Annotated in this window: 19 protein-coding genes and 1 pseudogene; 9 read left to right on the plus strand and 11 right to left on the minus strand. The window is 41.9% G+C overall.

Features of this window, described 5'->3' with window-relative positions; all coding sequences use genetic code 11:
* Positions 1 to 57 precede the first annotated feature (57 nt).
* From FD724_RS00740 to FD724_RS00760, 5 genes and pseudogenes are all read right to left on the minus strand, one after another.
* Positions 58 to 888, minus strand: coding sequence for a metallophosphoesterase (locus FD724_RS00740; RefSeq protein ID WP_179071252.1), 831 nt, complete (start codon positions 886 to 888; stop codon positions 58 to 60).
* Positions 889 to 1143: 255 nt separating this feature from the next.
* On the minus strand, positions 1144 to 1575 hold the full coding sequence (locus tag FD724_RS00745) for an HNH endonuclease family protein (RefSeq protein WP_306297103.1): 432 nt from the start codon (positions 1573 to 1575) through the stop codon (positions 1144 to 1146).
* A gap of 58 nt (positions 1576 to 1633) precedes the next feature.
* Positions 1634 to 2928: pseudogene (locus tag FD724_RS00750) on the minus strand (IS4 family transposase); the annotation flags it as partial.
* Positions 2929 to 3134: 206 nt separating this feature from the next.
* Positions 3135 to 4445: a DUF262 domain-containing protein gene (locus tag FD724_RS00755; RefSeq protein WP_256874415.1), complete on the minus strand. Its 1311-nt coding sequence runs from the start codon at positions 4443 to 4445 to the stop codon at positions 3135 to 3137.
* A gap of 518 nt (positions 4446 to 4963) precedes the next feature.
* Positions 4964 to 5236, minus strand: coding sequence for a GlsB/YeaQ/YmgE family stress response membrane protein (locus FD724_RS00760; protein WP_012406985.1), 273 nt, complete (start codon positions 5234 to 5236; stop codon positions 4964 to 4966).
* 671 nt (positions 5237 to 5907) lie between these two features.
* Here FD724_RS00760 and leuC point away from each other — a divergent pair.
* The gene (leuC, locus tag FD724_RS00765; RefSeq protein ID WP_179071253.1) at positions 5908 to 7311 is read left to right on the plus strand and encodes a 3-isopropylmalate dehydratase large subunit; all 1404 of its coding nucleotides are present in this window, start codon (positions 5908 to 5910) and stop codon (positions 7309 to 7311) included.
* A gap of 81 nt (positions 7312 to 7392) precedes the next feature.
* Complete coding sequence (gene leuD / locus FD724_RS00770; RefSeq protein ID WP_114080175.1) at positions 7393 to 8001, plus strand: 3-isopropylmalate dehydratase small subunit; 609 nt, start codon at positions 7393 to 7395, stop codon at positions 7999 to 8001.
* Positions 8002 to 8469: 468 nt separating this feature from the next.
* On the opposite strand, the gene glgB is transcribed toward leuD, so the two are convergent.
* The 3 genes from glgB to FD724_RS00785 all read right to left on the minus strand — a co-directional run bounded on the left by glgB (position 8470) and on the right by FD724_RS00785 (position 11987).
* Positions 8470 to 10761 carry a 1,4-alpha-glucan branching enzyme gene (glgB, locus tag FD724_RS00775; protein WP_179071254.1) on the minus strand — a complete coding sequence of 764 codons (2292 nt, stop codon included), beginning with the start codon at positions 10759 to 10761 and terminating at the stop codon, positions 8470 to 8472.
* A gap of 149 nt (positions 10762 to 10910) precedes the next feature.
* Positions 10911 to 11246 (minus strand): hypothetical protein, encoded by a 336-nt coding sequence (locus FD724_RS00780; RefSeq protein WP_114080357.1) that lies wholly within the window; start codon positions 11244 to 11246, stop codon positions 10911 to 10913.
* Positions 11247 to 11777: 531 nt separating this feature from the next.
* Entirely contained in the window at positions 11778 to 11987 is a 210-nt protein-coding gene (locus FD724_RS00785) for a hypothetical protein (RefSeq protein ID WP_179071255.1), read from the minus strand.
* Positions 11988 to 12492: 505 nt separating this feature from the next.
* On the opposite strand from FD724_RS00785, the gene FD724_RS00790 reads away from it, so the two are divergent.
* The 4 genes from FD724_RS00790 to FD724_RS00805 all read left to right on the plus strand — a co-directional run bounded on the left by FD724_RS00790 (position 12493) and on the right by FD724_RS00805 (position 17397).
* Positions 12493 to 13206, plus strand: coding sequence for a hypothetical protein (locus FD724_RS00790; RefSeq protein ID WP_179071256.1), 714 nt, complete (start codon positions 12493 to 12495; stop codon positions 13204 to 13206).
* 105 nt (positions 13207 to 13311) lie between these two features.
* Complete coding sequence (locus FD724_RS00795) at positions 13312 to 15150, plus strand: penicillin-binding protein 2 (protein ID WP_179071257.1); 1839 nt, start codon at positions 13312 to 13314, stop codon at positions 15148 to 15150.
* Between the two features lie 236 nt (positions 15151 to 15386).
* Positions 15387 to 16493, plus strand: coding sequence for an iron-containing redox enzyme family protein (locus tag FD724_RS00800; RefSeq protein WP_179071258.1), 1107 nt, complete (start codon positions 15387 to 15389; stop codon positions 16491 to 16493).
* A gap of 208 nt (positions 16494 to 16701) precedes the next feature.
* On the plus strand, positions 16702 to 17397 hold the full coding sequence (locus FD724_RS00805) for a methyltransferase (protein WP_114080170.1): 696 nt from the start codon (positions 16702 to 16704) through the stop codon (positions 17395 to 17397).
* 67 nt (positions 17398 to 17464) lie between these two features.
* Here the strand turns inward: FD724_RS00805 and FD724_RS00810 are convergent, their stop codons facing one another.
* The 3 genes from FD724_RS00810 to FD724_RS00820 form a co-directional block, all read right to left on the minus strand.
* Complete coding sequence (locus FD724_RS00810; RefSeq protein WP_179071259.1) at positions 17465 to 18472, minus strand: glycerophosphodiester phosphodiesterase; 1008 nt, start codon at positions 18470 to 18472, stop codon at positions 17465 to 17467.
* A complete protein-coding gene (locus FD724_RS00815) occupies positions 18462 to 19412 on the minus strand; it encodes a hypothetical protein (protein ID WP_179071260.1) in 951 nt (316 codons plus the stop codon). The genes FD724_RS00810 and FD724_RS00815 overlap by 11 nt, the downstream gene beginning before the upstream one ends.
* 428 nt (positions 19413 to 19840) lie before the next feature.
* Entirely contained in the window at positions 19841 to 20047 is a 207-nt protein-coding gene (locus FD724_RS00820) for a hypothetical protein (RefSeq protein ID WP_179071261.1), read from the minus strand.
* Positions 20048 to 20139: 92 nt separating this feature from the next.
* On the opposite strand from FD724_RS00820, the gene ligA reads away from it, so the two are divergent.
* From ligA to FD724_RS00835, 3 genes are all read left to right on the plus strand, one after another.
* Entirely contained in the window at positions 20140 to 22176 is a 2037-nt protein-coding gene (gene ligA / locus FD724_RS00825) for an NAD-dependent DNA ligase LigA (protein WP_179071262.1), read from the plus strand.
* Between the two features lie 606 nt (positions 22177 to 22782).
* Positions 22783 to 23748, plus strand: coding sequence for a TauD/TfdA family dioxygenase (locus FD724_RS00830; protein WP_179071263.1), 966 nt, complete (start codon positions 22783 to 22785; stop codon positions 23746 to 23748).
* A gap of 261 nt (positions 23749 to 24009) precedes the next feature.
* Positions 24010 to 24240: a DUF6737 family protein gene (locus FD724_RS00835; protein ID WP_179071264.1), complete on the plus strand. Its 231-nt coding sequence runs from the start codon at positions 24010 to 24012 to the stop codon at positions 24238 to 24240.
* Positions 24241 to 24243 lie beyond the last annotated feature (3 nt).

Below are 24243 nucleotides of genomic sequence, written 5' to 3' on the forward strand. Positions count from 1 at the left end.
CTGATTAGCCAGAATACCTGCTGTGATTTCGTTGTGGAATTTAGAAATTTGGATTACTTACTCACCCTGTAGCGTGATTATAGTAACTTCTGGGCGGCAAAATAAGCGTCCTGGGAGGTAAGTTCCCAAACCACGATTGACATATAGCTGATTTTTTCCCAGCTGATGGAAACCCTGTGCCCATTCCCAATGTCTGACTACAGAAACATTTTCTTGCAACAATGGAAATCGACGCTGCACTTTTTTAGGTATTTTTTTTGCAAGTTTTTCGTAAAAAAACATTGCAGGGCCAATTCCGGGAATCACGATTTGACCACCGTGAGTATGACCAGATAATTGTAAGTCAACTCGCCATGCTTGCAGCATTTCCGCAGTATCTGGGTTGTGGGATAAAACGATGCGTGGAGTGTCGGGATTTAGTTGATTCATCACAGGTGCAGGGTAGAATTCCCGTGACCAATAATCAGCTAGTCCTACCAATGGTAATTCTTTTCCTAGTGGATAGGCTATTTCATTCCAAAGGACGTGGATTCCAATGCTAGTAAAGGCATCGGTAACTTCTGTTTTTGCGTTTTTGTAATGTATATCGTGATTGCCAAGAATAGCATAGATACCACTGTGACTTTGCAGATGTTTGAGTCTAAGTATCAGTTGGTGAATCGGTGCTGGATCGTCAGTTATGTAGTCACCAGTCAATAAAATTAAATCTGGTTTAGCTTCATTAGTAACTGCGATCGCTTTTTCTAGCATCTCTTCCGACAGCCGCAAACCATCGTAGTGAAAATCTGACAACTGCACCAGCTTCTTACCTTGTAATGATGCAGGCAACCCTACAATCTTAACCGTCAATTCTTCTCTACTCAACGGCCCAGATAATAACCAGTGCATAAGACGTTCAATAAACTCTAATCATAGCGCTTACAGCTTAACGAAACATCATCGTTTTGTGTGTAGTGACCAGTGCAACTTATTGAAAATTTCATGAAATCTGTAGATTTGAACGTATTTATACTTATTTAAATCAAAAATCAATTTACTAACCAATTTTTGTCAAAAATACTACTTTTTTTAGATTGTAAGTGCGTAGATTTAGCTCATCGTACCTCTATGGGTAGCTACGCATCTACACACCTAGCCAACCTACTACTGTAAACGCCAAACTTCTTTTAGCTGATGAATTAGCTGTTGCTGCCGCTTGTTGATAACTTCAGGTGTCCATTCTTTTTCCATTAACACTTGTGTCGTTAGCGCAAAATTACAAATGCCTGATTTTGTTGTAAAATACTTCTGCTTTTTCAGGTCAAAGTCATAGTTTTGCGCTTGAGCGTTTTTCGAGGAAGAGAGTAAAACTAAATTTCCCATACGATGGACATATTTATCACGTTCTTCCTGGCTAGGAAATGATTGTACCCACATACTATCAAAAGTTGGATTTTGAGGTAGTACATGCTCAACACTAATATTACAGAAGTTATATGAAGCTTTTCCTTCTGAGAGTGCAGCATCTAAACGTAGTAAAACATAAAGTCGAATTTTTCTAATTAAATAAAGGTCATCATTTAGGATTTTGATAATACGTGCCTGTTCTCATCAGTGAGAGGTTAGAGTGATTGCACTTTTGTCAAGAGGGTGCGGGAAAAGGCGATAAATCCAGCTTGGAGACTGGTTTTCGCAGGGCTTTAACTACTCCTAAATCTTGATTTTCTTTGGCAGCGAAGTACTGAATTGGGTCATCCGCCTTACCTTTGTCATAGGCGACGCTAAAATGATATAAACCACGAAAAATCATCTCTAAAGAAATGCGGTCAAATGGCAGAGATAATTCGTCTGCAACCGCATCTCCCAAGTCAACCAATACTGCATAAAAGAGCCAAGTTGCCCACACTTGTAACTTCACACCATTAATAGAACCAGTCCATAAATACGAAAGTCCCAATAAACGTTTGACCACATAGAAAGCTTCTTCAATCCTCCATCTTTTCCGATATAAGTCAGCAACAACGTAGGGAGGTAATATTTGCGGGTCTAGGACAGAAGTAATGTAAGAATAGCTAGTTTTACCGACTTTTATTTCAATTAGACGTAAAGTCAGTACTGGTGCGCCACGACGAATAGTACCAAGTTGAATTAATCGGTCTTTAAGCGAATGGTCATAGCTAAAAATCTTTAAGTATTTAATAGATGCTTTAACTTTTAAACGTGTAACAAAATGAACTTCTTGGTTAATAAGTTGTTGCAAAAATTGAAAATGATAAAAACCTCTGTCAAGTAAAATCAGAGTTTTAGCAGGCAGTAAATTTAGTAATGCCGCTTCAAAATTAGTGTCTGATGCTGCGGGATTAGTGTGAAACCAAACTTCGACAGGTAAGCGAGTTACCAAATCAATAATTGTACAAATCTTACCTGCTAGTTGCCCTGCTTTCAAGTCTTCCAGGCTTTTTAACTTCCGAAATAAAGCTTCTAGAGTTGACCCATCAGCAATCCAAATTCGTTCAAAATTACGCAGTGTAAACTTAACACTATCTGGTAGTGCCGCCTGAGCCGTTGCTGCCAATTAAATTGCAATTGAGGGAGCAGATCTTTAAATACTCGCTCAAATAATTCAGATGGAAATACTAAAAATCTTTCAGAAAGAGATTGTTGGGCAACTTTAGTAACAGGACACCATAATAAACCTTCTCGTGCTAACAGACGATTCAACTCTTGAATGCCAGGAACTTGTCGCCACAACAGTGTTAATACTGCTGCCACCATTAAGGATAAATTCAGAATTCTATCTCGTAATCCTAATTGCTTGTAATATTTTTGTTGAGCAAAAACTGCTGGTGTTAATAAAGCTTCTAAGTGTTGAGAAATCGCCTCATTATCTATAGTAGGAGTATTATGTTTGTGCGCGTGGTCAGAGTTTTGTTTTTGTCGCTTGGGCATAATGGTAGACCAAACTTTTCATTACCTCATTTGATAATTGAATTTACCTAACAATGCTGCCCACTTTTTACGTCGTTACAATACTTTTTCATCTCCTATAAAAGCAGTTAAACATTTTAAAGATAATGATAATCAAATATAGGTGGGGGAGGAGGTGAGCGTCGCTCACCTCCTCCCCCTACCCTCAACACGATTATCATTCTTGTTTAAGATTTTTTGAGTATTTTAACTGATTGACAAAAAACACTTTGTTCTAACCTCTCACGGATGGCCTGTTCTTCAGGTTTCAGTTGCAGAGGTGAATCAGGTACGTACAAATCTTCTCCAATCTCGATAGCATATAGTAATTTGCCGTAACGTTCTATGCGCTCATTAATATTATTACGTTGAATCATTAGACCTGAAGCTAGGCGATCTAAATCTGTGAAAAACCGTAATAACAATTCAGGATTGCTGTAATTGCGAGAGAGATATAAAATAGCTGGAGGTATCCAGTCAGAATTATCAATCAAGTGTAACCATCTAAACTTTTGATTTACTTCTTCTCCTAAGATATCACTGTGATAGGCTAGATTATTAATTTCATAAAAAGCCTCAGCATAAGGAATTAGTATTTTATCAATTAACTGTTGAGGTGCATTAATTGGTTTAATGTCATTCAGGAATTCCTTAAGGATACTTTCACGTGGTTTGGATTTTACCTGAATCATCCTGATGTGAGAAAATAGGCTCTTAAATATATCTCTTCCCAGCTTTTCTTCTATTTCTTCCCACTTAGCACTGTATTTTTCCTGTTGTTCAAGGGAAATCTTGCCGATAATTTCTGCTTTCAAAATATCAGCATGAGACAAATCCATCCCTCGATTATTGATTACAGAAAATATTCTGTATGCAGAGTCAATATCTGGAGTGGAAACTACTACAAAGAAACATCTTTTAAGGATAAATTGAGTAAGCCGTAGAAGCTGAGTATTGGTAAAGTTTTGTAAGCGTTTTACAAACAATAATGTATTTTCTTTGAAATTTTTACGACTATCTGATAGTTTAGCAATATGTAAATTTTTCAGCTTATCAATACCACCTTCATCCTGAATATATTCCTTGAAAAACTGTGCATCTCGCTCACGCACAGTCAAACGATAAACGTTATCATTAGGATCAAAATCATCTTCTTGATAAAGATATTTTGTTAATATATGTATGTTTTCTTTGGAAACTGATGCCCGTAAAGCAGCCAGCAATACAGTAAGTGTAGTCAAACGCTGTTGACCATCCACAACTTGGGCATCTGGTTTATCTCCTTTGATGAGTACAATATTTCCTAAAAAATACGGGTTTATATCATCAATTTTATTGTCACTATCTCCCAACGCAGTGACCAAATCTTCAAGCAGTTCTCCTGCTTGCTCCGTTGTCCAGGCATAGGGGCGCTGATATAAAGGAATAGTGAAGATAAAATCGTTGCTAAATATTTTAGAGATAGGATAATCATTAGCCTGAAGTTTAACCGCGCTCATATATACCTGCTTTAGTAGTGTTAGTAGATTGCACTTTGACTAAACTTAGTTTTCCCACTAAAAACAGTAATATTTGAATGCATATAATTTTTTTATAGAACCTGGATATATCAAAAAAACAAACAAAATGATGTCAAAGCCTATCTGCATATAGATTTGAGGCTATTTTATAGGTGTTTGTTTTTTGTCTCAGTCCCACTAATCGGGTGACGGGGATTAGTGGCGTAAAAGCATTACGCTAATAGCAGTTTCTCATGGGCGAAACCTGCCTCTTGTGCGGATTGCTTCACCGTAATGCACTGGCTCGCCTGCAAAACAGCATATTTTTTGAATGGCAAGTCTCTAATATGCGATGCTAACAGCGATCGCACACCATTAAAATCCTACAAATTTTGATTGATCAAAAGTTAAAAAATAGCACCAGCCTGTGATTAGGCTAGCGCTATTTTTTTGATTTAATTCACGATAGTTAAATAAATTTGCTAAATTACCTTCAGTTATTGTCAGCAATTATGCTTTTATACCGCGCTGCGATTTGTTAATAAATTCCAGAGGAAAACTGCAACAATTGCACCAAGAACTGCTACTGCAATACCAGGAATGCTGAGAGTCGGTGCTGCTAAACTTAACGTCCCTGTACTGAAAAAGACTCCAAGACTACCACCAACAAAAGCGCCGATGATTCCTAATAAGATTGTTCCTAGAATACCGCCACCTTGATGACCGGGGTAGATAGCTTTAGCGATCGCACCAGCAATTAGACCTAAAACAATCCAAGCAAGAATATTCATTGTTATTAATTCGGTAAAGGTTTTTTTACTCAACGAATACATATTATCAATCTTGCTCTTTTGAATCCATCTACCATCAGAATCAATCATTAATATCCATAAGGAATAGTTTAATCGCAACTACGCTTTATTTCTATATACCGCCCCAACAGGTAGATAATCACTTAAAAAATATCAATTAAAAAAAGCTCCTAATAGGTCTTTAATTAGGAGCCGATCAAACTATTGCTTGGTTATTGCAGTATATGGCTTTTTAATTAGCTCTCTCCTCTACTAGAAGAATTAAGCTGAGTTTTCAAAGACTGTCTCTAAAGTAATGTAAAGGAGCAAAATCAGGCAATTTCTACTACAAGCGTAGTTTTAGCAACTTTATTACCAGCATTCCACACTGGGCATCACCAGGATACCCGTAATATCGCATCTTTTCGGGATGGGGGCTTTAAATATTGGTTAGGACTTACGGATGAGTTACGGAAGACCAAAAGCATAGCGTCGAACAAGTTGGACATTGCCTACCCAAAGGAAAGGGACTGCCTTTTCGTTGTCGCATCTGGCGCGACACAGAGGAATAAGAGTACAAAAATGTAACTAATATTATGAAGTTATATGGAAAAAGTTAGACTCTTTTTTGATACTATTTAAGACCGGACTCTTGAAATATTAATTTACGTATGAGCAAAGGTACCCTGTTTGATAAAGTTTGGGACTTACACACCGTTGGTACACTTCCCTCTGGGCTGACGCAACTATTTATCGGGCTTCACCTAATTCATGAAGTCACCAGTCCCCAGGCCTTTGCTATGTTACGCGAGAGGGGTCTAAAAGTACTGTTTCCAGAGCGGACTGTTGCCACAGTTGATCATATTGTGCCGACAGAAAATCAGGCGCGTCCTTTTGTTGATAGTTTGGCAGAAGAGATGATTCAGGCGCTCGAAAATAACTGCCAAGAAAATAACATAACTTTTTACAACATCGGTTCTGGTAGTCAGGGTATAGTTCATGTCATCGCTCCAGAACTGGGACTGACTCAACCAGGAATGACGATCGCTTGTGGAGATAGCCACACTTCCAGTCATGGGGCATTTGGTGCGATCGCATTTGGTATTGGTACTAGTCAAGTCCGGGATGTTCTCGCTTCCCAAGCCCTCGCCCTCTCAAAACTCAAAGTCCGCAAAATTGAAGTTAACGGCAACCTGAACCCAGGAGTTTACGCCAAAGATGTCATCCTGCATATCATCCGCACCCTTGGCGTTAAAGGTGGTGTGGGCTATGGCTACGAATTTGCAGGTACGACATTTGAACAAATGAATATGGAAGAGAGGATGACTGTCTGCAATATGGCGATCGAAGGCGGTGCTAGATGCGGCTATGTCAATCCCGATCAAGTCACCTACGATTACCTCAAAGGCAGAGATTTTGCACCCAAAGATGCAGATTGGGATAAAGCAGTGGCTTGGTGGGATTCCATCAAGAGCGATGCTGATGCTCAGTACGACGATGTAGTCGTATTCGACGCTGCGGAAATTTCTCCTACCGTCACCTGGGGGATTACTCCCGGTCAAGGTATCGGTGTCAACCAGTTAGTGCCTCAACCAGAAGAACTGCTCGAAGAAGACCGATTTATTGCCGAAGAAGCTTACCGCTATATGGATTTATATCCTGGTCAACCCATCAAGGGCACTAAAATAGATGTCTGCTTTATTGGTAGTTGCACCAACGGCAGAATTAGTGATTTACGGGAAGCGGCGAAAATCGCCAAAGGTCGCCATGTTGCAGAGGGAATCAAAGCCTTTGTTGTCCCCGGTTCTGAAAGGGTGAAACAAGAGGCGGAAACTGAAGGACTGGATAAAATCTTTCAGGAAGCTGGATTTGAATGGCGTGAACCGGGATGTTCTATGTGCCTAGCCATGAACCCCGATAAGCTACAAGGAAGACAAATCAGTGCCTCCTCATCTAATCGCAACTTTAAAGGAAGGCAGGGTTCATCCTCCGGTCGGACATTGTTAATGAGTCCGGCGATGGTTGCTACTGCTGCAATTAAAGGCGAAGTCTCTGATGTGCGCGAGTTGCTGTAATTTTTTGGTCATTTGTCATTAGTCATTGGTCATTTGTAGAAATTAATAGGCTGTCATTGAAATGATAGGTAAATAAAGTTTATGGTGAGTGAAGTTAAAACAGTTTCAGGGCGCGGTATACCTTTAGTGGGAAATGATATAGATACCGATCGCATTATTCCCGCGCGATATTTAAAAGCCGTTACCTTTGATGGGTTAGGCGAAGGTGCGTTTATCGATGACCGGACAGCACTTAAAGGTGAACATCCCTTTGACCAACCGCAATATCAAGGCGCGAATATTTTAATAGTCAACCGTAACTTTGGCTGTGGTTCATCACGGGAACACGCACCCCAAGCGATCGCAAAATGGGGAATCCAAGCTTTAATAGGTGAAAGCTTCGCAGAAATCTTTTTCGGTAACTGTGTGGCAATGGGTATACCTTGTCTGACAGCCGACGCTGCTACTGTTAAACAACTGCAAGAGTTAGTAGCTGCCAATCCTCAAGCCGCCGTGACAGTAAATCTGGAAACTTTGCAAGTGCAAATTGATGATTATACTGCCCCAGTTGCGATCGGTGAAGGTACAAGAAGCACATTTATTTCTGGGACTTGGGATGCTTGCGGTCAGTTGGTGGCGAATGCTAGCCAAGTTCGGACAACAGCTGCAAGATTACCCTACATAGGTTGGGGCAATATAGCCGCAAGTTAGTTTTTTCTCATTCCCTGCTTGTCAGGCAGGGAATGAGAAAATGGCAAAAATTTTATAACCACTCGTTGAAAAAGAATTCAGAAGTCAGAATGGGCTAAACGCCCCGCTACCGCTAACAGGAGTCAGAATCAAGACGCTCGTTCCTCTCTACGAGACGCTACGCGAACGCTACCGCTACTCTATCAGTCGGGGATTCAGACCCGCGACTTTCTTGTTGACCACCAAATTTTCAATTTGGTGGGGTTGCAAAAACGTCGATTATTCAGACACTCGCAGACTCGCTCTAAGTAAAGCCATGCCGTTGGGCGCAGCCTCTCGTTCGCGTTAGCGTCTCTGAAAGAGAAGAGAAGGCTTTACGCTGCGCTATCCGCTTTTTCGTTCAGAATTCATTCTGAATTCTGACTCCTGACTCCTGAATTCTGTTCGATAAAACATCAATATTGGGTGGACATCGCCCACCCAATATTGTTATCCCATTAATTCAGCAGTCTTCTTCTTATCCAACTTGAGAATCAACACACCCAAAGGTGGCAAACACAAATCTAGCGAATAGGGACGACTGTGCAAAGACCAATCATCCGTCCACTTACCGCCTAAGTTGCCCATATTGCTGCCGCCATATTGGCGTGCATCACTATTGAATAACTCAGTATAAAATCCCTTTTGCGGTACACCGATGCGGTAGTGAGAATGGGGTTGCGGTGTAAAATTGCAAACCACGATCGCAAAATCATCAGAATCCTTGTCACGACGGATGAAGGAAACTACACTATGGCGATTATCACTACAGTCAATCCATTCAAACCCAGGTTCAGCAAAATCCTGGGTGTACAAAACAGGCTCAGAACGGTAGAGATGGTTCAATTCCTGGAAAAACGTTTTTAACTGTTGGTGGGCTTCATGCTGCAATAAATGCCACTCCAAATCTGCCCAAGCATTCCACTCACTCCACTGCCCAAACTCCATGCTCATAAACATGGTTTTCTTGCCTGGGTGAGCAAACATATAGCTAAATAAACAACGGATATTAGCTAACTTCTGCCATGTATCCCCCGGCATTTTACCGATGATATTGCTCTTGCCATGCACCACTTCATCGTGGGATAGAGCCAGCATGAAGTTCTCACTGTGGTTGTACCACATACTAAAGGTGATATTGTTTTGGTGGAACTGGCGGAACCAAGGGTCCATGCTGAAGTAATCCAGCATATCGTGCATCCAGCCCATATTCCATTTCAAGTTAAAACCCAGTCCGCCTGTGTATGTGGGCCAAGATACCATTGGCCAGGAAGTAGATTCTTCAGCAATTGAGAGAATACCGGGGAAATAACTAAAGATAATGTGATTGACCTGACGCAGAAAATCTGCTGCTTCTAGATTTTCTCTGCCGCCGTACTGGTTGGGCAACCATTCTCCTGGTTCGCGGCAATAATCGTTATAGAGCATTGAGGCAACAGCATCAACACGAATCCCATCAATGTGATACTTGTCGAACCAGAAGAGGGCATTTGCTGCTAAGAAATTACTGACTTCATGGCGACCGTAGTTGAACACCAAAGTACCCCATCCTTTGTGTTCGCCCTTGCGGGGGTCAGCATGTTCGTACAGGTGGCTACCATCAAAGAAAGCTAAACCATGTCCATCTTTGGGGAAGTGACCGGGAACCCAATCCACAATTACCCCTATATCATTTTGGTGACATTTGTCAACAAAATACATGAAATCTTCGGGGGTGCCAAAACGAGAAGTAGGGGCATAGTACCCAGTTACTTGATAACCCCAAGAACCATCAAAGGGATGCTCCGCAATGGGCAGCATTTCTATATGGGTGTATCCTAATTCTTTGACATAAGGAATCAGTCGGTCAGCTAGTTCGCGGTAGGTAAGGAAACGTGCGCCCGGCTTAAGTTCCGAAACGATAACTACCGGTTCAGTTTCACCATTTGGTAGTTTAGCAGGTTCGGCACTCGAAGCGTGTAACCAAGACCCTAAATGCACTTCATAAACTGAGACGGGCTGGGTAAGGGGGTCAGTGTGCCGCCGCTTTTCCATCCAGCTTTCGTCATCCCAACTGTAAGCATCTAAATCAGTGACAATAGATGCCGTTTTCGGGCGGGGTTCTTGCTGGAAACCGTAGGGATCGGATTTTTCGTAAATGTGTCCTTCAAAATTTTTGATTTCATATTTGTAATGCTCTCCCACACCGATTTCAGGAATAAACAATTCCCAAACCCCGGTTGGCCCTTTACGCATTTGGTGTTTGCGCCCATCCCAGAGGTTAAAATCTCCCAACAATGAAACGTTGCGAGCATTGGGTGCCCAAACTGCAAAATAAACGCCCTTAACGCCGCCTATTTCCGTGGTGTGCGCTCCCAGTTTTTCGTATATTCGGTGATGGTTGCCTTCACTAAACAAATGCAAATCAAAATCTGTCAAGTTGGGAGAACGGAAGGCGTAAGGATCATAAGTAACACGCTCATGTTCCCCTTCTTTAATCCGTAACTGGTAGTTTGCCAGTTCTGCGGTTTCAATAGTGCATTCAAAAAAGTGAGGATGATGCACTGTTTGCATTGGGTATTCTTTCCGTTGTTCAGGAAGAACAACCCATACTGCACTTGCATTTGGTAAGTAGGCCCGCACAGCCCAGACAGTTTTGCCGTCTTGTTCTATGGGATGAGAACCTAGTATTTCAAAGGGATCGTTATGCTGATTCCAAACGATGCTGTTAACCTGTTCAGGGGCGATCGTGGTCATGGACATGAAGCTACCTAAGTGAAATAACGTGATTGACTAAATCTACTTTTTTAATATCTATATATATTCTTTACATTTATTTGCAATTTTGTCGCCACCGTTATCGTACATCAGAATGGGGAATGGGGAATGGGGAATGGGGAATGGGGAATTTATCAAAAATTTAAAAATGGGAAAAACTGAAGTAAGGTTTTACGTAGTCGAAGCAAGAAAATCTGTTCCCGAATTTTGGGATCTAGTTTTGGTGGTGGGGCTTCTTGAAGCTGTGCTTGTAATTGAATGTATTCGGCAGCTGTTAGGAAGCTTCCATCAATTGGCGATCGCGCTTCTATGATAATCTTTGTCCGTAATATTTCTTCTGGTGTATCCTCTGGTGGCGGTAATGCTATGACTACTGATGATGTCCAATAGCTACTTACTACAACAAAAGTTGCACTAATCACAAACAAGCTCAGAAATTTTACTGCCTTTCTCGCTTTAACTCTCCCCATCTCTTGAACTGCATTCACAACGCAGCATGAAAATCTATTTCCCAGTACCAAATTCCCAAAGTTATAAATTTTCCCAATAAAAATCTGGCAATATCAAGAAACATCACTAGGTCTGTCCTAATACAGAATAGACTACAGGGAATGCTCTTGAGCAATTGCCAGCGATCGCAATGAATTCTTTTGTCCTCTCAAAACTCAGGAGTTTAAGCTATTCCAAACACTAAATTGTGGAAGTATTTTGCCCACAAGATGGCTTAGATTTACAGAACTAAACTCTCTTTTACTTGGAATAAGGTTCGGTCAGGCGAGAATTTTCAGGCGGACACTTGGTTGACGAGGTAATCCTCATCACCAGTGTCCTTTTATTGCTGCCCTACTTAGCTGATATTTGAGCAAACTCTAGGCTCTGATACACCAAAAGAAAGATCAAGGTTTCTAGATAAACCTATTAATTCAAGCTATGTGGTGACGAGCGTTGTTACTAAGCTGTTTTGGGCATGATTTCAACTAAAGCTAAAAGCTTAAGATGCCTTATTTAGGAGTAGCAGCAGGTGTAGTCGCAGGTGTAGCAGCAGGTGTAGCAGCAGGTGTGATTTTAGTAGCGGGAGGCGCATCAGTTGGTTCACCTGTAGCAGCAGGAGTACTAGTAGTAGTACCACCATCACCACCGCCTTCACCACAGGCTCCCAGAATTGTAGCTAGACTTAAGATTACAGCCAAACCAAAGATTTTTGTTTTCATAACTCCTCTTTCACCAATTGTGGCTAGAAAAATTTTTCGCCTGTTGAATACGATACCGTATTTATTGCTTTTTTTTTAATGCTGTGAGATTACATACTTAAAAAAAATAATCCCTTGGGATATTCTTTTTGGCAGTATGTCTCATACAGCTATCTGATTAGTTTCTCTTAACTCAGAAGCAAAAAGGAAATTACCAAATTTTTTAGCAAACCGAGCTATCATAACAAAAAATTTTATTTTTTTCACAGAGTATTGCACCTTGCTGCCCGGCGTTGCCATACTTTAGGTGCTATCTCTAAAGGGTAAGCTGTCTGGTTGCTAATCGCTGATTGCAAACATTGCAATATCTAGAGGATGCAAACATTGGTACAGCTATCTATCAGAACAGTTAAAAGGGTGTAGTCTGTTATGTGTGCTTGTTGCACAGAAGTAAGTCTTAACCCTATCAAAAACAGACAATCACGAAAATCAATCTAAAGTACAGTATTTTCAATCTAAAAAATTTATGGTAGTTGCTCGTAAATCTGCTATTTCTGGAAAGGGTAATTGGTTCTGGCGAGATTCTATGTTTTCTTTAGGAAGGCGACGTTCTGCGCGTATAGAGTCGATAGCACAGAGCGCTGCTACACCAGCGACCAAAGCCACACCCTTATCCTCTCGAAGACAACAGCGTTCCTCAAAAAATTTAGCGGTTTCTGCCACAAATAAGGCAGCTATGCCCAAATCGGTGAAAGAGTTGGGTAGACAAAAGTTACCAAATCTCAATGAGCAGTCCAGTGCGACTCAGAAAAGTTCAGGGGTAGATTTTCTTGGACTTCCGACAATGCCTAATTCTGGAGCCGTACCTTTATGGTTGTTGCGCTTGTACACATTTCATCGTTATTCGACAGTTTTGGCGTTTTTGGTAGTAGCATCGACACTTGCTGTTTATGGCTGGACAGTATATTCCCAAGAGCTTTGGAGTAAGTCATATCGCAGACTGCAAAACCTCCAACGTCATGAGCGGTTACTAACGACAACCAACGCCACACTGACAAATAGAATGGCTAAGGAAGCGGAACAACCAACAGCAGGGCTAGTATCACCAACCCCTCAAGGAATGATTTTCTTGTCTCCAGCACCTCATACTCCTAAGCCAGCATCATCTAATAAAATAACGCCTAACATAACGCCAAGTTCGGAAACGCAACGGCAAACGCTATCACCACTTGGATATTAAGAGTTAGGAGAGACGCGATTAATCGCGTCTGTACAGGAGTTATGGAGTAACTAACTTTAAGTTTGGACTTTTGACTCCGAAAAGTAATTTGGTACTGAGTAGGCAATGCAAAAATTACCAAGCAGAACAAGATTAAGAAAGTCTCGGAATCCAGCATTCAAAAAGCAGCAGAAGGGTTCTAAACGAGGGTTGTTGGGGACACTTGCCTCTAATATCCAAAATCAAACATCCAATACCAATTCCCGGCTGTTCGTTGTCTGGGGCGTATTGATGGCAGCAGGATTGGGGTTAGGTATCAAGTTGTATAACTTGCAAATTGTTAAGGGGGCAAAATTAACAGAGCAGGCGCGGAACCAGCAAATGGTAGATTTGCGACCTTTTATGCCCCGTCGCCCGGTGGTAGATCGCAATAGTGAACTGTTGGCGATTGATCGTCCTGTGTATACTTTATATGCTCATCCCAAGCTGTTTGATAAGTCTAATGAAGAGATGGCAGAGCGACTTGCCCCAATATTGGCCAAAGATCCTGCTGAATTGGTGAAAACTTTTCAAAGCAAAAGAAGCGGAATTATACTTGCCCCAGCTCTACCGGAAGAAATTATCGATCGCGTGACTTCTTTGCGTTTAAATGGCTTGGAGTTAATTCAAAAATACTCCCGATATTATCCGCCAGACGATTTGGTTGCTGATGTGGTGGGTTATGTGAATGTTGACCGTCGTGGTCAAGCAGGTGTGGAATATTCTCAAGAGAAGTTGTTAGAACGTCCTGTGCAAACGGTGCGGCTCAGTCGCTCTGGTAATGGAGCCGTGATGCCAGATCATGCACCGGAAGGTTTTCTGCATTTTGATGATTTGCGGCTGCAACTCACAATCGATAGCCGTCTGCAACGGATTGCTAGCCTAGCACTCAAACAACAAATGGAGAAGTTTGATGCTAAACGTGGGGCGGTAATTGTAATGGATGCGTTGGATGGTTCCTTACTCGCCCTCGTTTCTCAGCCTACCTATAACCCTAATGAATACGCTAAAGCTAATATCTCGCTGTTCAAAAACTGGACGGTGGCGGATCTTTATGAACCGGGATCGACTTTTAAGCCTTTGAATGTGGCGATCGCTCTGGAAAATAATGTCATCAAACCAGATGATATGTTTAATGACTCCGGCTCTATTCGAGTAGCTAATTACAACATCAAAAATGCGATGAATAATGGTAATGGGCGAATCAGTATCGCTCAGATTTTGCAATATTCCAGCAACATTGGCATGGTGCAAATTATCCAACGCTTAAAGCCTTCAATCTACTACAACTGGCTAGAACGCTTGGGATTAGGACAAAAAGTTGATACAGATTTACCTTTTGAAGTTGGCGGTCGGCTCAAAAGTCAAGAAGAATTTATCGCTTCGCCAATTGAACCAGCTACTACTTCCTTTGGGCAAGGTTTTTCGATGACACCGATACAGCTAGTGCAAATGCACGGTGCTTTAGCCAATGGCGGTAAATTGGTTACACCCCATGTAGTTCGAGGGTTGATTGATACCAAAGGGCAGATGCATGATTCACCTACTCGGACTATATCACGCCAAATTTTCTCAGCCGCAACAGCCCAAAAGGTCGTAGAAATGATGGAAACTGTTGTTAATGAAGGCAGTGGTAAGGCGGCACAAATTCCCGGATATCGCATTGCTGGTAAAACTGGTACAGCCCAAAAAGCTAGTCCTAATGGTGGTTACATCAAGGGTGCTAGAATGACAAGCTTCGTGGCTATTTTACCAGTAGAATCTCCTCGCTATGTAGTGTTTGCACTGGTGGATGAGCCAAAAGGAGAAAGTGCTTATGGTTCTACTGTTGCCGCACCAATTGTTAAGTCAGTAATCGAAGCACTCATTCCTCTGGAGGAGATTCCGCCAAGTAAGCCGATTGAGCAACAGCCGAAAGCGCCGTAGTCGGGGGAAGGGGGCAGGGGAGTAGGGGAGGCAAGGGGGACAAGGGGACAAGGGGACAAGGGGACAAGGGGACAAAGAGAATAATTAATGCCCAATGCCCAATGCCCAATCCCCTTCTTTTGAAACTTAATCTTTGTTTATAACCAGGGAAAGAGGTACAGAAAGCTACTGGTGTGGAAACCTAGGTATTAGAGGTGAAACTAATTTCTCACTTTTCCATAGCTAGCGAAGATTCCATGCAAAGCAATTTAGTTATATTTCCTAATGCTGGGACTGCGAAAAAAAGCACCCAAACAGAAGAAAGAACAATTACCAAGTACGACCGTGCTGAGGAGCTATTTATAGAACTGCTAGCAATGGAGGATTTGGATCATAAGTTGGATATCAAACCTGCAATAGCTAGTGAGTTTGAACAGGCGCTCTCAACAGCAATTCGCGCCGCTTATAAAAACGATCGCTCTGATGAACAGGCTCACCGTTTTTTGCAACGGATACTTTATCGAATTAATCGGCTTAAGCTGTTTTGGTACGACGATTTGCAGCACTATACCAATGAGCGATCGCTTTATTTATCCTCATGTCGCGATCAAATTGAGGCTGCTTGGCAAAACTGGGAACTGGCACAGATCGATTTACCAGCGCTGCAACAATTGGATGTCAAACACGCTTTAATTGAGCGTGCATCCGCCGATTTAAATCCGTCTTTGTCGGATAGTAGCCGCTATATTCGTGAGGATATGACTGAAGCTGGCTATCGTCACCTGCTAGCGATCGGTTCTTTTGATGGCTTGGTTGAAGGTAGTCGTCTTTGCTATGTATTGGGTGGTGCTGCTAATGAAGTGCAGTGTACGCTGGTGCGAGTCCTACTAGAAGAATACGGCAATGGTCGTTTATCCCGCAAGCACTCGACATTTTTTGCCCAAATGCTGGCTGAATTTGGGATGAACACTGAACCAGAAGGATACTTTGATTTAGTGCCTTGGGAAGTTCTAGCTTGTGCTAATCATAATTTTTTGACCACCGATCGCAAACGCTATTTCCTACGTTATTGTGGTGCGTTGACATATTTTGAAGTGGCTGGCCCTGCGGCTTATAAAAACTATCTGGCGGCGGCGCAACGATTGGGACTGTCAGAGGCAGCGATGGGTTATTGGGAACTGCACATCAGGGAAGATGAACGCCACGGTCGTTGGATGTTAGATGATGTTGCTTTGTCTTTAGCAGAACAGTATCCCAAGAATGCGTGGGAACTCCTACTTGGGTATGACCAGGAGAAACTAATGGGCGATCGCGCCGCTAGTGCTGTTGTGCGATCGATACGCGAAGCAAAACAATTCGTCTGACTCCTATGTGAAGATAAATCCCAAAAATTAAAAATAGCAGGTTTTCGCATTTTAATTTGACATTTTTAAGTCATTTTATATCTAATTCACCTGCAAAAACATTTTTTTAGCAACACGTTGCTAAAGGAACAGTTTCTTATTGCCTTAATACAAGGTAATAAATAATTTCTTTCTTGCTTATTATACATTACCAATTGATTGCAGTCAAATGAAAGATATCTTTTTTTGTCCTGAAGAATCCAATTTCTACTCAAACTGTTTAGAAAGCTTTGTGATCAGAAATTGTAAAAATTCTGAATCTATTGTGGAGTTTGGTTCAGGAGATGGCAGTCCTGTAATTAATTCCTTATTGAGAAATAACTTTAATGGCGTAATCCAGGGATTTGAATTAAATACTTCTGCATTGAAGGTTGCCAATTCAACCATCGATGAATACAATCTCACAAATAAATATATAATCCATAATTCATCTTTGTTTAATTCGTCTCAACCAGATGCCGAGTATCTTGTAGCCAATCCACCCTATCTACCCGCACCAGATGACGATATTTATATACCGCTCTTATTTGGGGGCGTAGATGGAGCAACAGTTACCAATGATCTTTTGTCGTTAGATTATGAAAATGTCTTGGTTTTAATATCTAGCTTTTCTAATCCCATAAATACGTTGAATCTAGCAAAACAAAATGGTTATTATGTTCAAAATTTCATGGTGTTACCTTTGCAGTTCGGCTACTATAGCTCGGAACCTAAAGTAAAAAAACACATAGAAGAACTCCGAAAAAACAAAATGGCGTTTTATTCTGGTGATTATTATTTTTTAGCTGGCGTTTTATTTACAAAATCACAGAATCCTGGAATTGATTTATCTAATCAATTAGCTCAGGTGATGACGAGTTTGTGAAAATCAGGAGTTCAGATTCCCGACTTGTTTAATAAGTTGGGAATCTAATGTTTCATGACTAAAACTTTTACAAAGAACAAGGTTTAAATCGAAGATTTTCCTTCACAGTAGAAGCCGTATCCGGGTAATCGCTAAATACGCCATCAACACCTAAGCTGAAAAATAGTTCATATTCCCCTTGGGGATTTCCTTGAAAATCCAGTGGCAAAAAGTAGTCTTCATTGCGGAAAGTCCAGACATGAACCAGCAAACCAGCCGTATGAGCGTCAGTTACTAAAGATGTAGGCGATAGCAATTTACCACTACTATCTCTAGGAACCAGTAAATTTTTATGAATCCCAACCGCCTGTGCATATTTAGCAATCTCTTCTAAACCTGATGCAGTGACTAAATCTGCATAAGTGCGTTCATCGCCACTAACGACAAAATCATTAGGCTTACCACTGTTATTCAGCAATTGCACCAGAGGTAAATCAGTCTTTGTAGATAAATCTTGTAAATTACTCACTTCAAAAGACTGAATGAAAACAGGTGCATTAGCGCCCTCATAACCGTTGGCTGTCAAAGTTGCAAGTAGGGGTGGTTCTAGGGCTAACCCAATAGATTTAAAGTAATTTGGGTGCTTAGTTTCTGGATAAATGCCGATCGCACGATTAACTTCGGCACTTTTACGCTTCACTAAATCAATGATTTCTTGCAGCGTAGGAATTTCAAAGAGTCCATCATAAGCGGTATTTTGCGATCGCAGTTGCCCAATTCGCTCTTTGGCTCGTAGTGTTTTCACTTCTGCCAAGGTAAAATCTTCAGTAAACCAGCCAGTTTTTGATTCGCCATCAATTATTTTGGTGGTTTGACGGTGAGCAAATTCTACATGGCTAACAACGTCGGTGGTTTCAGAAATCTCATTTTCGTGACGAGCAATTAAAACACCGTCTTTGGTGGAAACTAAATCAGGTTCAATATAATCAGCACCCAATGCAATCGCTAATTCATAAGCAGCTAAAGTATGTTCTGGACGATAGCCGCTAGCGCCTCGGTGTGCAATGATAATTGGAGATGTTGTACTAATAGCCACTTACATCAACTAATCGATATCCTTCACCAACCAGTTTGTCAAAAGTAGCTTGATACTGGGCCGAAGTCAATCCATGTCGCGCCTGCCAAGCTGAACCACCAGACTTTTCCCAAATAGCGGCGTATCGGTTTTGTCCGTTGACATCATAACCACTTACGTCAACTAATCGATATCCTTCACCAACTAGTTTGTCAAAAGTCGCTTGATACTGGGCTGAAGTCAATCCATGTCGCGCTTCCCAAGCAGGTCCGCCAGATTTGACCCAAATAGCAGCGTATCGGTCTTGTCCGTTGACACCATAACCACTAACATCAACTAACCGATATCCCTCACCAACTAGTTTGTCAAAAGTAGCTTGATACTGTGCCGAAGTCAATCCATGTCGCGCTTGCCAAGCTGGGCCGTCAGACTTCTCCCAAATAGCGGCATATCGGTCTTGTCCGTTCACAGCATAACCACTAACGTGAACTAATCGATATCCTTCACCAACTAGTTTGTCAAAAGTCGCTTGATACTGGGCTGAGGTTAATCCATGTCGCGCTTGCCAAGCTGGGCCGCCAGACTTGACCCAAATAGCAGCGTATCGGCCTTGTCCGTTGACCTCATAACCACTGACATCAACTAACCGATATCCTTCGCCAACCAGTTTGTCAAACGTCGCTTGATACTGCGCTGAGGTCAATCCATGCCGCGCTTCCCAAGCCCCACTACCAGACTTCACCCAAATAGCGGCGTATCGGTCTTGTCCGTTAGCGATCGCTTGTCTTCTGACATCGGGTATTCTCTGTAATTGGGCAACATTTTGAGCAATTACCTTTGTGTTTGTCTCACTATTGCTGACACTATTAGCAAAGTTAATGGGAGCGGCAAAAGCGGAACTGACTAAAGTTGCAAGTAACGCTGCACTAGAGGCAGTAAATGTTAAAGAACGTATGAACATATTAGTAAAATAAAAATGTAAATTTGTGGGCTGCACTGACTAAATAGGTTTGCATTTATTTTTTATGCAATACCCAGGTAGCGATGCTGATAATTGTGGATACCCAAGATTTACAGATGATTCCTGAATTCAGAATACCGAACTTTTATTTGTATATCTTTGGCATAACTTTACTATGTAGTTTTAGCTTATTTTCTGCCGATGATAGCTAATTAAAGGCGCGATACTCTCTATTTTGTGCTTTGCACTTTCTTACACTTTAAAGAAAAAGTATTTTAACTCGCCCAGAAGAATAGGAACTCAAATAAGCTTAGTACAAAATACATTTATCTTGACTTTAAAACATCTTGTTCCCCAGCCAATAAGAATGGATTCTATGGTTATCGATCCATATTTTTGAGATGGGAACGATCAAGATCGCATCACTCTCAATACGGTTCGAATAAGGTTTTTTGATGAAAGTTATAGATTGCAAAGACGCGATAAATCGCCGTCTCTTCCCTTAACCGAACCGTATTGGCATCACTAGTAATGAAAGTTGCCGAAAGATATCCGGTACTTCCTTGCCCTAGTTGTAGCGATCGCCTACCAAAACATCCAATTTGGGTAGAATATAATATGAAAGATTTATTCATGAAAGCCTTGATTTCACGGGTTAGTCGCGGCTATCCAAACAATAGGCTTCATTATCTTTAATTTTATTCCTAGATATTTTGTAATTATTCTAATGACACAGATTAAGCCGGAAGTAAAGCGCACAGAAGAATTGCGCCAGTTATTGCAACAAGCCAGCTATGCTTATTACGTCCTAGATACTCCAATTATGGAGGATGCAGTCTATGACCAGCTATATCGAGAATTACAACAACTAGAAATTCAATATCCAGAATTGACAGCACCCGATAGCCCGACTCAGCGCGTGGGTGAGAGACCAGCAACGCAGTTTACTTCGGTGCGGCATAATATCCCCCTGTACAGTCTGGAAAATGCGTTTAATATTGATGAGTTGCAAGGCTGGGATCAGCGCTGGCGGCGACAAGTACCGAAAATAGATTCGGTGGAATATGTCACTGAACTGAAAATTGATGGTTCTGCTTTGGCTCTTACCTACCAAGATGGCATTCTAGTTAGGGGGACAACTAGGGGTGATGGCGTGACAGGTGAAGATATCACCCAAAATGTGCGGACAATTCGCTCAATTCCCTTGCGTTTAAATTTTGAAGGGTTAGAGATTCTAGAAAGGGTGGAAGTGCGAGGCGAGGCGTTTTTGCCTTTGGAAGTATTTAAACAAATCAACGAAGAAAGGCAAAAAGCAGGGGAGCAATTATTCGCCAATCCCCGGAATGCCGCAGCAGGTACACTCAGGCAATTAGACTCGCGCATTGTCGCTAAACGGCGGTTAGCTTTCTTTGGCTATACTCTGCACATTCCTGGTAGAGATGACACCAGTATTGCCAATACCCAATGGGAAGCGTTGGAGTTGTTAGAAAAGATGGGTTTTCAAGTGAACCCAAACCATAAATTATGTGCCTCGATCGCAGAAGTCGCAAAATATTATGAATATTGGGATACGGAACGCCTGAATTTACCCTATATGACTGATGGGGTGGTAGTAAAGCTAAATTCTTTTAAACTTCAGGAACAGCTAGGGTTTACCCAGAAATTCCCTCGCTGGGCGATCGCGTTAAAGTACCCCGCCGAAGAAGCACCCACCCGTGTGGAAAATATTGCTGTAAATGTCGGACGAACCGGGGCGTTAACACCGTTAGCAGAAATGCGCCCTGTACAACTGGCGGGGACAACAGTTTCCCGCGCGACTTTACACAATAGCGATCGCATTACTCAATTAGATATTCGCATTGGGGATACTGTTATTGTCCGCAAAGCTGGAGAAATCATTCCAGAAGTCGTGAGGGTACTCAAAGAACTCCGTCCTGCTGACACTGAACCCTTTGTTATGCCCACCCATTGCCCTGTCTGCGATCAAGCAGTGGTGCGAGAATCAGGTGAGGCGGTGACTCGATGCGTTAATGCTTCTTGTGCAGCGATTCTCAAAGGTTCTATTGAACATTGGGTAAGTCGTGATGCCTTGGATATTAAAGGTTTAGGCGAAAAGCTGGTGCATCAACTCGTTGATAAAGTTTTAGTGCATTCCGTTGCTGATTTATATGAGTTGACAGCAGAAAAGTTATGTGCATTAGAAAGGATGGGGCAAAAGTCAGCAGAGAAATTAGTAGATGCGATCGCTCAATCAAAAAATCAACCTTGGTCAAGGGTATTGTATGGCTTAGGTATTCGTCACGTTGGCAGTGTGAATGCCCAATTGTTGACTCAAAAATATTTCACCGTAGAACAGTTAGCAACAGCAAAGCAATCGGATATTGAAGGAATTTACGGTATCGGTGCTGAAATTGCCCAATCTGTGTACCAGTGGTTTCGGATTGATGCCAACCAAAGATTGATAGAACGCTTGCAAGCAGAAGGATTGCAATTAACTGCCCCAGAAGAAACAAAAACACTTGGTGATGGTAATCAAAAGTTTGCAGGTAAAACTTTTGTAGTGACAGGCACATTGCCAACCTTAAAGCGAGATGAGGCAAAGGCTTTGATTCAAAAAGCTGGTGGAAAAGTGACTGATTCGGTGAGTAAAAAAACAGATTATTTGGTACTAGGAGAAGATGCAGGTTCTAAATTAGAAAAAGCGCTTTCTTTGGGAATTACACAGTTAAGCGAAGCGCAGTTGTTGGAAATGCTTAACGATTGACATCCTCACCGCCGTGAACGCACTCTTAAGAAGGAGTAATGAGTAATAAGTAATAAGTAATGAGTAAATACCCATTTTTCATCCACTCATTACTCATTACTCCTTACTCATTACTTTAAAGCCGTGCTGGAAACACGGGGTTTTAAACCCATTTTTCTGATAATTCGTAATTAAAAAAACGGGATAGAGTATAAAGACTTCTACAGCTTAAACTTTCTTAAGCTGTAGAAGTCTTTTAATTTGCCTCCCCCAAAAAATAAATCTCTTGTGGGGTGGACATCTTGTCCGCCCTAATTGTGCCAATTAAATGAGCGACATAATTACGTTTATATCAAGACTTGATCCTCCCTAAGCTTCCTTAAAAAAGAGGGGAATTAGAGCAGCCTAAGTTGCCCAAAGTCATCTGTAGCAAGCCCACAGGGTGCAAATGATTAGGCAGTTTAAAATTCGATACTTTTATACTACTGCAAATCGATAGATTTAACGTATAATATTTTTCAAATGCGATCGCTTCCTTTGGGATGTAGGCATAAAGTGCAAACAACATACCAAAGGAAACGGACGAGTGTGAACACCGCCCTATGAATCAAACTATGGAGAATTCAGATGACTAACAAACACATTGAAGTCAAACAGGTAGCTGGTTTCATTGGTGCTGAAATCAGTGGCGTAGACCTTTCACGTCCTTTGCACGATGATGCAGTTAAAGAAATTCGTCAAGCGCTATTGAAGTGGAAAGTCGTGTTCTTTCGCGGTCAGAACATCGATCATGCTGCACAGGTGGCATTCACGGCTCGTTTCGGCGAAGTGACCTACGCACATCCCCACGAAGATGAGCCGGTAGAAGGTTTCTCAGAAATCTTACCAATTGACCGCAGCCGTTACGAACGGCGCAATGGTCTACGGCGTTCCAGCTACGAAAGTCGCTGGCATACCGATGTGACAGCAGTTGTCAACCCACCTGCGGCATCGATTTTGCGTGCAGTTAACGTTCCTAGTTTTGGTGGTGACACACAGTGGACTAACTTAGTTGCAGCCTACGAGGGTTTATCAGCACCCCTGCGGGCGCTTGCAGACGGATTGAAAGCCGAACATCGCTTCAATGCGCGTTTGAATCTGCCCAGCAATAGCAAGATTGCCCAGCGCATTGCTGCCAATCCACTGGTTTCAATTCACCCAGTAGTACGCGTTCATCCTGAGACAGGCGAACGAGCATTGTACGTGAATCCTGGTTTCACCTCACACATTCTTGACGTGTCACGACAAGAAAGCGACTTGCTGCTTGAGTTGTTCTTCAACCAAATCACCAAGCCTGCCTACACCACTCGCTTCCGATGGAACAACGATGACATTGCCTTCTGGGACAACCGCGCCACCTCGCATTTAGCCCCACAGGATCTAGATCATCTGGAAGTTGAGCGCGTCCTCTATCGCACAACCATCACGGGTGACGTTCCAGTTGGGCCCGATGGTTTCCGATCGCAAGTGGTTGAAGGTGAAGCGTTCAGTAGCGAATTACCAACCATCTTGAAGAACAGAGCCGATAAGTTAGAAGCAGCAGTGCTTTCGTAAGTAGTTAAAAGCTTATATACAAGGCTTTACCCACCTACGCGGGTTAATAACAAGGGGCAAAATCCCCTTGTTAATTTTTTCTGAGTCTACAGAGGTGGACAATAACCAAAATTGATCTGGATTGTACTGTTATATTTCTAAAGAATATTACCAAAACCTTGATAATATTGATAGCGATTGCGTTCAACTCTGGAACCCTAGTAGATCGTTTACCCTAAAAAATGGTCAAAGGTAAATTTGGAGTTTTATTAAATAAAACAAATGCCCGAAGAAAAGCCTATAAGTCCTTGGAACTACAAACCTTGGTGGTGTCAGCCCTGGTCTATAGTTCTCACAGGTGTAACACTGATTAGTGGTAGCTGGTTACTATTTAAAACTATCTGGCTAACCATTCTTGTCTCTATCCCTATAGTGATGTGGATGGGATTTTTTGTGTTGTTTTGGCCACAACTAATGATTCGCAGTGGGATTTTAGAGTCGTATAAAGACTAATTC

The sequence above is a fragment of the Nostoc sp. C057 genome (assembly GCF_013393925.1).
GTDB classification, from domain to species: domain Bacteria; phylum Cyanobacteriota; class Cyanobacteriia; order Cyanobacteriales; family Nostocaceae; genus Nostoc; species Nostoc muscorum_A.